The 11,495-nt window shown below is 54.8% G+C and carries 10 protein-coding genes; 5 read left to right on the top strand and 5 right to left on the bottom strand.

Annotated elements, in window-relative coordinates; all coding sequences use genetic code 11:
• Nucleotides 1-64 precede the first annotated feature (64 nt).
• Both ACH3PB_RS15120 and ACH3PB_RS15115 read right to left on the bottom strand, forming a co-directional pair.
• Nucleotides 65-3,034, bottom strand: coding sequence for a S8 family serine peptidase (locus ACH3PB_RS15120; protein ID WP_416396188.1), 2,970 nt, complete (start codon nt 3,032-3,034; stop codon nt 65-67).
• Nucleotides 3,035-3,305: 271 nt separating this feature from the next.
• Entirely contained in the window at nt 3,306-3,626 is a 321-nt protein-coding gene (locus ACH3PB_RS15115; RefSeq protein ID WP_416396186.1) for a hypothetical protein, read from the bottom strand.
• A gap of 138 nt (nt 3,627-3,764) precedes the next feature.
• Here ACH3PB_RS15115 and ACH3PB_RS15110 point away from each other — a divergent pair, with 138 nt between their 5' ends.
• From ACH3PB_RS15110 to ACH3PB_RS15095, 4 genes are all read left to right on the top strand, one after another.
• The gene (locus ACH3PB_RS15110; RefSeq protein WP_416396185.1) at nt 3,765-4,253 is read left to right on the top strand and encodes an MOSC domain-containing protein; all 489 of its coding nucleotides are present in this window, start codon (nt 3,765-3,767) and stop codon (nt 4,251-4,253) included.
• A 79-nt stretch (nt 4,254-4,332) separates the two neighbouring features.
• Entirely contained in the window at nt 4,333-4,614 is a 282-nt protein-coding gene (locus ACH3PB_RS15105) for an ArsR/SmtB family transcription factor (protein WP_416396183.1), read from the top strand.
• A 46-nt stretch (nt 4,615-4,660) separates the two neighbouring features.
• Complete coding sequence (locus tag ACH3PB_RS15100; RefSeq protein WP_416396181.1) at nt 4,661-5,746, top strand: flavin-containing monooxygenase; 1,086 nt, start codon at nt 4,661-4,663, stop codon at nt 5,744-5,746.
• The gene (locus ACH3PB_RS15095; protein WP_416396179.1) at nt 5,743-6,591 is read left to right on the top strand and encodes a hypothetical protein; all 849 of its coding nucleotides are present in this window, start codon (nt 5,743-5,745) and stop codon (nt 6,589-6,591) included. The genes ACH3PB_RS15100 and ACH3PB_RS15095 overlap by 4 nt, the downstream gene beginning before the upstream one ends.
• A gap of 139 nt (nt 6,592-6,730) precedes the next feature.
• Here the strand turns inward: ACH3PB_RS15095 and ACH3PB_RS15090 are convergent, their stop codons facing one another.
• Both ACH3PB_RS15090 and ACH3PB_RS15085 read right to left on the bottom strand, forming a co-directional pair.
• Nucleotides 6,731-8,716: a hypothetical protein gene (locus ACH3PB_RS15090; RefSeq protein ID WP_416396177.1), complete on the bottom strand. Its 1,986-nt coding sequence runs from the start codon at nt 8,714-8,716 to the stop codon at nt 6,731-6,733.
• A gap of 88 nt (nt 8,717-8,804) precedes the next feature.
• The gene (locus tag ACH3PB_RS15085; RefSeq protein ID WP_416396175.1) at nt 8,805-9,893 is read right to left on the bottom strand and encodes a hypothetical protein; all 1,089 of its coding nucleotides are present in this window, start codon (nt 9,891-9,893) and stop codon (nt 8,805-8,807) included.
• A gap of 750 nt (nt 9,894-10,643) precedes the next feature.
• Between ACH3PB_RS15085 and ACH3PB_RS15080 the strand changes: the two genes are divergently transcribed.
• Nucleotides 10,644-10,772: a hypothetical protein gene (locus tag ACH3PB_RS15080; RefSeq protein ID WP_416396173.1), complete on the top strand. Its 129-nt coding sequence runs from the start codon at nt 10,644-10,646 to the stop codon at nt 10,770-10,772.
• 378 nt (nt 10,773-11,150) lie between these two features.
• Here ACH3PB_RS15080 and ACH3PB_RS15075 read toward each other — a convergent pair whose 3' ends face one another.
• Nucleotides 11,151-11,477 carry a hypothetical protein gene (locus tag ACH3PB_RS15075; protein ID WP_416396171.1) on the bottom strand — a complete coding sequence of 109 codons (327 nt, stop codon included), beginning with the start codon at nt 11,475-11,477 and terminating at the stop codon, nt 11,151-11,153.
• Between the last annotated feature and the right edge of the window lie 18 nt (nt 11,478-11,495).

Below are 11,495 nucleotides of genomic sequence, written 5' to 3'. Positions count from 1 at the left end.
GGAGAGATCAGACGACAGGCTGTCTGCCCTGGCAGAAGGCGACAGCCTGATAGAGCCGTGGAGATTACTGTTGAAGTTGTTTATTCAACTCGGGGGTGCCGCGCTGGTAGCCAGTTGGGGCCTTGCTCCCTTCGCTGCCGACACTCTGGCTAGACACACCACCCACCAGGTCAATAGTGAAGTCGATGCCTTCTACTGGCGAGCCCATAGCATTCACGGGCTCCGGTCGACCAATGACCGGGTGCGCACCACAGGATTCACCGGACTGGCAAACGAAGCCGTCATTATCAAGGTCGGATCCGCTCACAACGTAGTAGTCGCCGACAGGCACATTCTCAAAGCTGTAGGTCGCAGTGCCGCCGGAAATCTGTGGCGTTACCGTTTGCACGATGGTGTCGAAGGTACCCCCACTCTCACCTGCCTCAAACAGTAGCACGTACTGCTGAGCCATTGAGCCACCTGCCGAGCTTGCGCCCACCTGCACTGTTACAGGGATAACCAGTTGACTACCGGTATCGAGGGACACCGTAATAGAGGCTTGATAAGCGCCGTTAGCAAGACCACTTCGGTTCACATAGGCGGTGTACTCACCGAAGCCGCTGCCGTCCACTTGTCCTGCGGTTACGCTGAGCCAGGTGGCGTTGACTTCAAGACCCGTGACGCCTGGTGAGCCGCTGCCCATGTTTGCAATGGTGAAACTGGCACGAGCGCTCTGATCGAAGGAAATGCTGTTTGGAGAGGCGACGACTCGTGGCGTTGGAGATGGTGATCCGCCGCCACCATTCGCCAAATTCTGGGCTGCCAGGACTGCTTTGTGAGCATCTATCAGACCGTAGCCGGATCTTTCGTCCCAGCCTTGGACACCCATGTCGTTCGTCAGTTCTCCATTACTGATAAGCGTATCCACCTCGGCAGGCGTCAAGCCTGGATGTACGGCTTTCATGAGCGCAATCACCCCAGCGACGTGGGGGGCCGCCATGGACGTTCCCTGGTAGGAGTCCCATGCAGCCGCTCGACTTCCACTAGTATCGTCAGCTTTTGCACTAACGACGCCATCCGAAACGCCGTCACCGTTCTCGTCCACTGAAACATCACCACCGGGTGCCGCGAGGTCGATGAACTGACCGAAGTTGGAGTATCTCGTCATTTCGCCTTTCATATTGGCGGCGCCAACAGAAATCACGCCGTTATATGAGGCTGGGAAGGAGGGCACTGACGAGCCATCATTGCCAGCTGATGCCACGATAATAACGCCGGCATTGTATACCGCCATGAACTCATTTTGTTCGGCGAGGGTTCCGTTTGGGCCGCCGAGGCTGAGATTGATGATGTCAGCTCGTCTGGCAGGTTTTGATTCGCTGTCATTACTCAGTCCAGCGGCGAAGCGAACTCCCTGAATGATGTCGTAGGTGGACCCTCCCATGAGACCGAGAGCCCGTATCGGCATGATTTTGGCGTCCCAGGAAATACCAGCACCTCCATAGTTGTCATTGGTTCTTGCCGCAATAGTGCCCCCCACATGGCTCCCGTGAAACGAGCTTCCTCCTCGATCTGCGCTATCGCCGGGATCATCGGGATTGAAGTCCGGTCCATCACCATCGCGAGCGTTCTCAAGATTGGTGATCGAGTCGTACCCCGGCACGAGTTTTCCTTGAAAATCTGGATGATCGAGGAACAGGCCTGTGTCTACGACGGCTACAATGACAGGAGTCCCGCTGACCGATTCGCCCGTAGTTATATCCCAGGCCTGTTGAAGATTTATCTGGGGATAGTGCCACTGATAACCGTAAAGCTTGTCGTTAGGAACCGCCTGCGACCGACGGATATAATTCGGTTCTGCGTATTCGGTATGCCCTTGAAGACGCATCGCCTTGATATCGCGCAGTGTCATGAATTTTTCGTACGCTTCAGGGTTTAGTGATTTAAGCCCGAGGAGCACCTCACCAGCTGGGACACCGGCGCTCGCGCTCTTCATCCGAGTTGATCTGTCCATCGTCGCCAGAGTTGCCCGACTCGTATCCTGATGCTTCAGCGTCATCGGTATCACCCGCCCATCAGGTGCGGAAAACTGACTCATGACCCCGCTCTTGAATTTGACGATGGCCTCATTCGGCACGAAGTCCATCGAAGCGGCAGTTGTTGCCCGATAGGCAAGACTGGAGCTCGGCTGAGAGATTCGCAGCACATACTTGGAAATACCTGAATACGCCTCGACCGCAACGTAATACCGGCCATCCGAAGGCACCACCAGCTCTTCGAACTCGGTCTCACTTTCAGACTTGCCGATTACATTACCCTGTGCATCCATCAGAATCAGATCAAGATCGCCCTCATAAGTGGTCTCGACTTCGAACTTGTTGTAGTCCACGACCTGGAGCTGGATAAGCTGATTGGCCTGGAGTTCGACTTCAAAGAAGTCGAACTCGTCATAGCTATCTGCGAAGCGGTCATTATTTTCGGTTGCTTTGGTTCCCGCGTAGGAGGCAAAGCCGTGCACCGTGACCTGGCTGGGAATGCGCTGCGCTTTGGAAATATCACCATTGTCGCTGTAGGGTGCTCGCGGATCATTGAGATCCGAGTCTGCCGCTGTGCCTGCCGCCGCAGTAAGCGTTCCGCTGATCGAGGACTTGCTGCCAAGCGTCGCGCAACTGATCGACACGTCCTCAAAATCTTTCGCCTTGATCGTACCAAAGGCATTGCTGGTCACACACTTCTGACCCACCGGTGGCGCGCTCAGTTTAACTTCGAACGACTCGCCATCTGGCACCGCCCGTCTGAATGCGAAGCGGCCGTTGGAAGACACTTCGAGAGATTCTTCCGAACCTTCCACTTTCTTTACGAGTGTCGTGCCGCCGGCCAGACCCGTGATCGTACCGCTGACCTGATAGCCATCGCCAATAAGGGCGACGTCACCACCTGCGCCGTCACGGCCGCCCTTGTCACCTGAGCCGCCGCCTCCACCACCGCCGCAGGCGGCGAGCGTGGCGCAGGCCAATGCAATAGCTGTTAACTGAAATCTACTGGTGAATATCATGAATCCATTCCTTGTGTCGCTTCCGTGCCAGCAGGTGCCATTACGGCACCTAAGGCTGATAAGTCGCCGTTACGGTGAAAGTGTGCCTAGTCTTCTGACTCAACAGGATCAATGTGACATAAGGGACGGACAGCAGACGGCAATAGCACGTCGTGCAGGGGAATTCTATTCAGATGAGGCAACGTGAACTGTCCCTGTCACATTGATGGCAGAGGCACTATAGCGATGAGAAGGCGGTGCGAATAGCTAGGGCAAACCCTAGCCTATGGGTTTAGAGCCGCTCCAGCGACTGAGGGCGTCTCTGAGGGGCCTTGGTATAAAAGTCAGTAAGAGCGTTGAGCCCTCCGTTCTTGATCAGCGAAACGCCGAGTCCCAACAGGTGCTGTCGTCCTGTTCCAGCAGCTGGTCTCGGCACAGACTCATCAGCCAACCCGAAGGCATCCGTGGATTCGGGCCACGCATCAAGTTCCCTGTCCGCCATGCGCTCCATTCGATCGATCACATAGACCGCTATCGCGCCGGCCAGGGCACCTTTGATGACATTTGCCAACAAGCTATTGGTGCTGCTTCGGCGCGTCTGATTCTGCTGCATTCAAACCCCCATCGTATAATCGCTTCGGATTGCAATCACGGTCAGGCGCCGTATATGCAAGGTATACTCAAAGATACGATGCCAGCCGCATACAGGACTGGAAGCTGGGCATTTCAACATTAGGAGAAACGCTGAACAATGTCTGAACTCAGACCGATTCACGCCTTACTGGCGACGCTCCCACAGCTTGGTCGCGTGACCTGGATTGGTATTCGTCCGACACGCGGTGCGGCCATGATCGAGCTGGAACAGGTGACGATGAGCCCTGGGACGGGGCTCGAAGGCGATCGCTTCCGCGGCCGCGCCGAGAGCCGCCGACAGGTCACGCTGATTCAGCAGGAACATCTACCGGTGATCGCTGCGTGTCTGCACATTGAGCGCGTGGAGCCTGCTCTGCTGCGCCGTAATATCGTCGTCTCTGGCATCAATCTGCTGGCTTTGAAGGACAAGCAATTTCGTGTCGGGGAGGTGGTGCTCGAGTATACAGGGCTCTGCCATCCTTGCAGCAAAATGGAACAGGCGCTTGGGCCGGGCGGGTACAATGCGCTACGTGGGCATGGGGGGATTACTGCTCGGGTGATTGAAGGCGGTAGCGCGCTATTAGGTGACAGCGTCAAGGCGATCTGAGTTCAGTACGGCTCAAGATGAGATTGACACGCAGGTAGAGCTGGCTATATATTTCGGAAAAACGCGAAGTGAGTTCTCAATGTTGCCCTCCCAGTTACGAAAGTTTCTCAAAGCTCTGGCGAATGAGAACCGCCAACGGATCATGCTGCTATTCGCTCAGCAGCAGGTCCTAACGGTTGGTCAGGTGGCAGAGCTCACCGGTTTGGGAATGTCGACGGTATCCGAGCATCTCAAGCAACTGGGGGAGGCTGGTTTGCTGGAGTACGAGAAGCACGGCAAGGAAGTGGAATATCGTCCGAACGTCGCTGGTATTCAGGATACATTGGAAGGGCTTGGTGACTTTCTGAAGAAGTGCTGCTGATTTTTATAGTTCATGTTTCGTAATTTCGCGAAATAAAGGAGTGTATATGCACGTTGATGTCGCGATTATTGGCGCTGGTCAGGCGGGGCTGGCAATGGCGCATGTCCTTCAGGCAGCAAGTCTGGATTTTCAGGTTCTGGAAGCGGGTATCCAGGCAGGTGGTTCATGGTCGAAGTACTACGACAGCCTGTCACTGTTCTCGCCGGCTCAGTATTCTGCTTTGCCCGGCATGGCCTTTCCGGGAGATCCCGGTCGATATCCACGTCGAGATGAGGTGGTCGACTATCTAGCCGCCTATGCTCGACGTTTTGATTTTCCGATAAGGTATGACGCGCCTGTGAGCTCGGTTCAGCGGGAGGCCCTCGGCTTCAACGTGATTATGAGGAACGGTGAAAGCATGCAAGCAAAGGCCGTCGTCGTGGCAACAGGTGCATTCAGCTCACCCAATAGACCGAACCTGACAGGCTTGGAAAGTTTCAAGGGAGCGGTTCTGCATTCATCAGAATATCGCAGGCCGGCAGATGTAAGGGGTTCGCACGTTACCGTGCTCGGCGCTGGTAATTCTGCGGTTCAAATTGCCTATGAGCTTTCGGCGGATCACGACGTCACCCTTGTGGCACGACATCCACCTGTTTTCATGAAACAGCGACCTTTGGGCAGGGACATTCATTTCTGGCTACGAGCATCAGGCTTTGACACTGCGCCACTAGGGGCCTGGTTCGGCTGGCGCCTGACCGAGGCGGTTCTCGATCAGGGACTGTACCAGCAGGCCTTCAAAGACAAAAAAATTCTGTATAAGCCGATGTTCGACCGTATTACAACAGATGGTCTGCAGTGGGGGGACTCGCACCAGTCCGTCGACAGTCTCATCATGGCGACAGGCTTTATCAATAAGCCAAGGTTTCTGGAAGGTTTGGATGGTTTGAGCGCCGAAGAGGCAAGTCGGCAACGTGGTGGTGTGTCGCTCGCGGTGCCCGGTCTTTATTTCGTAGGTGTGCCGTGGCAGCGTTCGCATGCCTCTGCAACGCTTCGTGGCGTCGGGCCCGACGCGGCTGTTGTGGTAAGACATCTGGAGAAGCAGCGCCGGCTTTCACGCGCCGTCACCTCTCAGCGCCGCGAGCCAGCGCTATGAATCAGCTACTGGACTGGTGGGTTGCGCTCAACACCATCGTCATCATGTTCGCGCTCGGGGCGGCTCGGCACGAAGAAAATCTGCATGAGCCATGGCTAAGCTGGCCGTTGGTCCGGGCAGTGCTCGGCTACAACACTCTCATTCCCGCTGGGGCTCTGGCAATGGCTTTTTCCTTCGGGTGGTTTTCTTCGCCAGTCATAACGGGAATGGCGCTGTGTATTGCCGCCGCAGGCGGTAGTTCGGCAGGTGCTTTCGTTGCTGCTGCTGGCGGATCGGGCAGGGCGGCGTCGGTGCTTATCGTCTGCCTGGTGGGCGTGAGTGTGGCTGCCATCAACCTGTTTTCCTGGGCAGGTGTGATTGACCTCGGCGACGTTTCGTTTCTATCACTGTCGGCTTATTCCCTTGCTATCACAATGGTTCCGCTGATAGCCGGTATGTTTGCTCGTTATCTAGTTCCTGAGCACACTGACCGAGCCCAGCCATATATTGAAAGACTGGGGAGCTGGCTAGTAGGGCTCTTGATCCTGGTCCTGGCAGGCAATTACGGCTACGACATCCTCACAGGACCCGTCGAACCGCTGATTGCAGCAGTACTGCTGGGCTTGGTTTTCGCAGCGCCGCCGATGTCTGAACGCGCGAAAGTCTGGATGCGCAGCGTAGTGCTGGTGACACTGATCCGGAATCTGTCGCTGGCCTTATCGTTGCTGGCGATCCTGCCAGAACCAGAGCAAGTCCTGCCGACAGTCTTGGCCTTCGGCTTATGCATGTATGTGATGGCTGCCGGGCTTCTGTGGTACTGGCGCCGGTTGGACATGACTCTCATTGCGGAGCGAGTGCAGGCATGACTGCCGGTGTAGTTAAAACTCATTCGTAGCCGAGACCAAGCTCCTGATCCAGTGCGCTCAGCTCTTCAAGCGTGGCAAGGCGCTGTGCCTCGAGCTGTTCCTGATAATTGCGAACATCCATAAAGCGCACCTGTTTGCGTTACTCCGTCCAATTCAAGGGTCCACTCACAGCGATAAAGCCACTCCCGCCCCGTACGCTTGCAGCAGACGATGGCACCTTCCCAGCTTCGCCCACGTACGCACGTTGTGCATCAGCGGGAACCACCCAGGCCCCGTGTATATCCGTACCATTCTTCAGGTGGGTAAACGCGATATGCCTGCCATCCGGTGACCATTCGGGGTTCCACTCGCTGCCACCAGATGTGGTCAGCTGCGTGAGGTTCTCACCGTTGATATCCGACACCCACAGATGGTTTGCCATCGAAAAAGCCACCCTGGTGTTGTCTGGGCTCACAGCGATGTTGAAGATTGTCGCAGGAAAACTGGCGATTTCAGTCACATCACTGACGTTGAGCGCCCTGGTCTGATAAAGGCGGTGGAATCGGCTTAACAATAGACTGCCGTCAGATGCCCACTCATAGTCGCCGTAGTTCACGAACCTTGAGTCGTTATAGAAGGTTCCCTCTCTATCGAACAGGGTGACCACCGGGCCATCACTGGGAGAGTTCCGCGAAAGCGGTGACCACTCCACCGCCACCCATTTTCCGTCTGGTGAGAGCTCCGGCCCAGCAGCTGTAAAGTCGTCTTCGATGTAAAAGCTGGCGATTTCCTGTGCAGCAAAGTTCTGGATGATGATCTGATCATTATCCGCAAGACCTGGCAACTGGTGAGAAGCTCTTTCAAATACGACCTCATCACTATTCAGCCGCACATGCGGATTGGTGATATAGCGGCTTCGAATCGTATTGAGTGCCTGTTCGACGCCGGTCACGAGATCGAGAGACAGGAAATCGGTCTGGGTAAACGCATAATACAGCTTGCCTGTCAGGCCTCTGTTAGCGCCTTCGCCCTCCATGGCCGTGCCTGACTCGTAAGGTTCGAGCGCAGGCGTTTCAGTCCAGGTCGGCGGGCCGAATGCACACATGGTGTAGTAGGTGTTGTCCTGCACTTCCCGAACGAAGAAGACAGGATTTCCGGTCGCTACGTTTGCCATGGACGTGTTAGCTGCAACCGCGTGCAGGGTCGGACATGAGCCGTAACAGATGCCGCCGACATAGCCTAGCGCGCAGCCAAGCCAGTCTCGCCCGTGTCGAAACGCGATCGCCCCACCATCAGGAGACCAGGTAGGGTCATACTCAGCCTCACCCGGGGTGGCAGTGACCTGCTGAAGCTCGCTCCCATCTTTGCTCATCACAAAAATGTGACGAAAACCATCGTCTGCGATTCGGTCAAATACAAGCCTTGTTTCATCAGGGCTGAGTTCAAGGTTCAGGGGTGTGCCGGTCGTCGATGCGAAGACGACTGGTTCGCCGGACGCATAATCTTTGTCGGGGCCGAAATCCACTTCGGAAAACGAGTTCCCCTGTATAAGAATCAAATTTCCAGCGTTGGTCCAGTCATAGCCATTCAGATAGCCGTTTTCATCGTCGACGAAATCACGGATGACCGTGCCGTTCGGGGAGAAGAGGGCGACGCCCCTGGAGCCGCGGCTGATATTATATCCGAGCGCAATGACCTTTCCGTCAGGCGACACTTTTGGCACGCCGGTGGGGCTGCCGTTGAATTTGAAGGTGTATTGCAAGATTCCGCGACTGTCGTATACGCGGACGAAATTGCCGTCGTAGTAATCCAGCGATACCGTAGACAGAATCTCCCCATCCTTGGATGCCCATACGATTTCGTGGGAGTTGTACAGGAACTCCATGATGCCAGTGTCTGCATCCAGTCGGCCAAGTCCGTCGGAGTAACGAACGTAGAGGCTGCCCTTGTAGCCGCCATTGACATTCGCCGGCGTAGCTGTGGGAAATGCCGGGTTCGTTTGGCCGCCTGCCGATGTGTTCGGGCCGCCGTCCGAGCCGCCCTTGTTACCGCCGCCTTTGCCGGAACCACCGCCGCCGCAGGCGACCAAACTTAAAATCGAAATCAACAGGAAAAGCGCAGACGAAAGTCGCACGGAGAGTTTCATAAAATCCCTTTTATGTCAGGCAGCAGTGCTGGATGAAAGCTTTGCTAACCTTAGACGGACAGCGCCACCAAATGATCGATGCTCAGTGTCAAAACTCTGTCTCGTCCCCCTGATTATCCTGTGACGCCACGAAATGTTCGAATGCGGGGTCTGCAAATCGCCAGAGGCCATGCTCACTGCTGAAGATAGCGTTGATCGGGTGGTTCTTGAGCCGATTCACTGCGTTCTGGATAGCTGAATTTTTTGGGGGGTCCAGTTCTGGACAGAGCGCTTTCAGCTTTGTTTTGTACTCATCGCTGTAGAGGCCTTTATGTTCGCCCCGTGAGATCATGATCAGCAGAGCTTTGTCCATCGGGTGCATGCCCTGCCACAGTGTCATGAACTGCTGATGGTCTTCTTCAATTACGGTATCTGAAAAGCGGGAAACACCTTCGTCGATATCATGAACCTCTTCGAGCACCATTCTTTTGAGTAGGTCGGTGAATCTTCCGGGTGCCCGTGCCATCGCTCTGAAAACTTCATTGGCCTTCGACCCGTCAAGATGTGCCCCACCGGTCACGCGACGAAAGACATCAAGTTCGAAGGCGACAAAATCTTCCCCCAGATCGGGGAACTCGATGGTAGAGCTGGCGTTGTAGAAGGGGGCCTTCGTTCGCTTGAACAGCTGGGCAAGTCCTTCCTGGCTGGAGCCGGTGAAGATGCCCTTGATCTTATAGTCCGATCTCGCCGTCATGAAGCTTCTCAGCGCGGCGGTAAAATCGCTGAAGTCGGGATCAGTGGCAAGATGCTGTACTTCGTCAAGCAATAACAACACCGGCTTGTCAGTACTTTCAAGCTCGTCAAAAGCAGCTTCGACTATCTTCTTTTCAGCCTGTTTTCTCTGTTGCGACACCTCCAGTGCGAGATCGCCCCCGAGCAGGTTCAGACTGGCTTTCAAGCTGGAATTGCTCAGTAGTCCCTTAAACCAGCTTTCCTGTTCCCGTCGGGCTGTCATGACGGCTGTGGCGAGCGCCGTTGCCGGGGAGGCTTTATCCCGCCAGAAATCCACATAGACAACGAGAATACCTTGGGCTTTAGCCATCGGCGCAATATCGCGCTGAACAAACTCGGTTTTTCCGCGCCGCCGGGGTGCGAAGATCGTTACGCGCTCAGCCAGCCCTTCTCTGAAGCTTTTCAAGATCCTTTCCGCAAGTTTGGTGCGGGGGAAGTGCCAGTTGGTATGCGACGAGGATGTCATGATATGCCCATTTCGATGATCAGTTTATTAAGATTTATTATCCCATATACTAATTAGTAAATTCAGTACTAATTGATAATAATCGTCTCGCCAGCGATGACGATGGCCTGATATCGTGCTGGGCGCAGATGGCGACGCGCTCGTCGTTTGATCGGAGCAGCAAGCCTCTACCTACAGCATCTGGCGTGCGATACAGGGCTGTCTCTGAGGCCCGGGTGCCAGCCTTACTCGTCGAGACTGATGATTCAGGCTCGGCCCATTCGGTTAAGATAGGGTCCAAAGCTGCCGAGAGTGCGCATGCAGTGTGGCGACAGACGCAGGGTGCAGAAACAAGTATCTGGAGCAGCCGCTACAACTGTCTCAAGGAGCTGCCGGAAATCGCGCAGCTAGCTGAATCAGCTACCGGCTCTACTATTATTAAGAGGTTGCCGCTGCTGCGGACGGCAACGCCACAGTCATCTGGCAGCAGAATGATATCGGCGGCAGTAGTATCTGGGCGAATCGGTACAACGGTTCGACATTTTTCTGGGGGCCGCCATAAAAGCTATCAACAATTGAGGAACATCCTAAAGTGTCGGTCGATGCCACTGGTAACGTACCTGCGGTCTGACAGCTGGAAAGCGACGTCGCTTCTACGCTGACGTCTGGAGCGCTCGCTACAGCAATGCGTTTGGCACATGGAGCGCAGCTGTGAAATTAGCCAGTGATGCCGGAAGTGGCGCTGAGCCAGAAATATTCAGTGATCCGGCCGGCAATGGCCTCACGATTTTCAATGACAAAAATGCAGGGTACTCTATTTCGGGTGTGCGATTTGATTGACGAATGATTCTGAGGCCGCCTGGAGTGAAAAGAGTTTCTCTATTCAAATACCGTGCTCGGACGATGTCTCCCTGCTCAGCCGCTCCTGCCGATTTGATCGCAGGCAGCGGCCGGTTTAAAGCGGCGTGGCTGAGGCAGGGGGTTAAAACGCAATGCATAAATGCACATAGTAGGATCGCCCCGATAAGGGTGCGAAGCATGACGAGTGATCCAGAGATCAAACGTTGACGCGCTTAGCGCCAAGCTGATCTGGAGGAAAACGAGTTCCGAATGAGTTGCTCAAGCGGTCCGACGAGCTCTCGGCGGTTCTGTTAACTCCGGATCAGTCAAGCAGCCGAGACACGTTTAACAAAGACAGAAAAGGACGCCCCTGAAGAACTAATCCAAAGAGATTGAGTTAGCGAGGGCGTAGCTGTTATGACAGCTGTCGATGTGCGCTTTGAATTTCGTTCCCGTAGCTTTTGCGAATAGAAGCGATGATAAAGCTCGATCGGTCAGTTTTTCATTAACCGAGGAAAATTGAATATATTGGTAAGTCTGTGTGCTTATGCAGCTAGTTGCCTTTAATCCAGAGACAGGAACCAGGATATACACCCCCGAGGCATGAACTTCTACTGCACTAACCTGTAATGAACTTGTCCACTCGGCTGAGGCGTTCTGGATGGTAAGGGCTGATAAAAATAAAAATGCTATTTTTGAGTTCATTTCATTGTGCCTTTAATT

Source organism: Allohahella sp. A8, assembly GCF_047946665.1.
In the GTDB taxonomy this organism is placed as follows: domain Bacteria; phylum Pseudomonadota; class Gammaproteobacteria; order Pseudomonadales; family Oleiphilaceae; genus Allohahella.
The sequence above is the reverse complement of the archived record's forward strand: the minus strand, read 5'-3'. Positions and strand labels throughout refer to the sequence as shown.

Excerpts from the sequence above, each read along its gene's own strand:
- ACH3PB_RS15120 (WP_416396188.1), bottom strand. The coding sequence starts at position 3,034 with ATGATATTCACCAGTAGATTTCAGTTAACAGCTATTGCATTGGCCTGC.
- ACH3PB_RS15115 (WP_416396186.1), bottom strand. The coding sequence starts at position 3,626 with ATGCAGCAGAATCAGACGCGCCGAAGCAGCACCAATAGCTTGTTGGCA.
- ACH3PB_RS15110 (WP_416396185.1), top strand. The coding sequence starts at position 3,765 with ATGTCTGAACTCAGACCGATTCACGCCTTACTGGCGACGCTCCCACAG.
- ACH3PB_RS15105 (WP_416396183.1), top strand. The coding sequence starts at position 4,333 with ATGTTGCCCTCCCAGTTACGAAAGTTTCTCAAAGCTCTGGCGAATGAG.
- ACH3PB_RS15100 (WP_416396181.1), top strand. The coding sequence starts at position 4,661 with ATGCACGTTGATGTCGCGATTATTGGCGCTGGTCAGGCGGGGCTGGCA.
- ACH3PB_RS15095 (WP_416396179.1), top strand. The coding sequence starts at position 5,743 with ATGAATCAGCTACTGGACTGGTGGGTTGCGCTCAACACCATCGTCATC.
- ACH3PB_RS15090 (WP_416396177.1), bottom strand. The coding sequence starts at position 8,716 with ATGAAACTCTCCGTGCGACTTTCGTCTGCGCTTTTCCTGTTGATTTCG.
- ACH3PB_RS15075 (WP_416396171.1), bottom strand. The coding sequence starts at position 11,477 with ATGAACTCAAAAATAGCATTTTTATTTTTATCAGCCCTTACCATCCAG.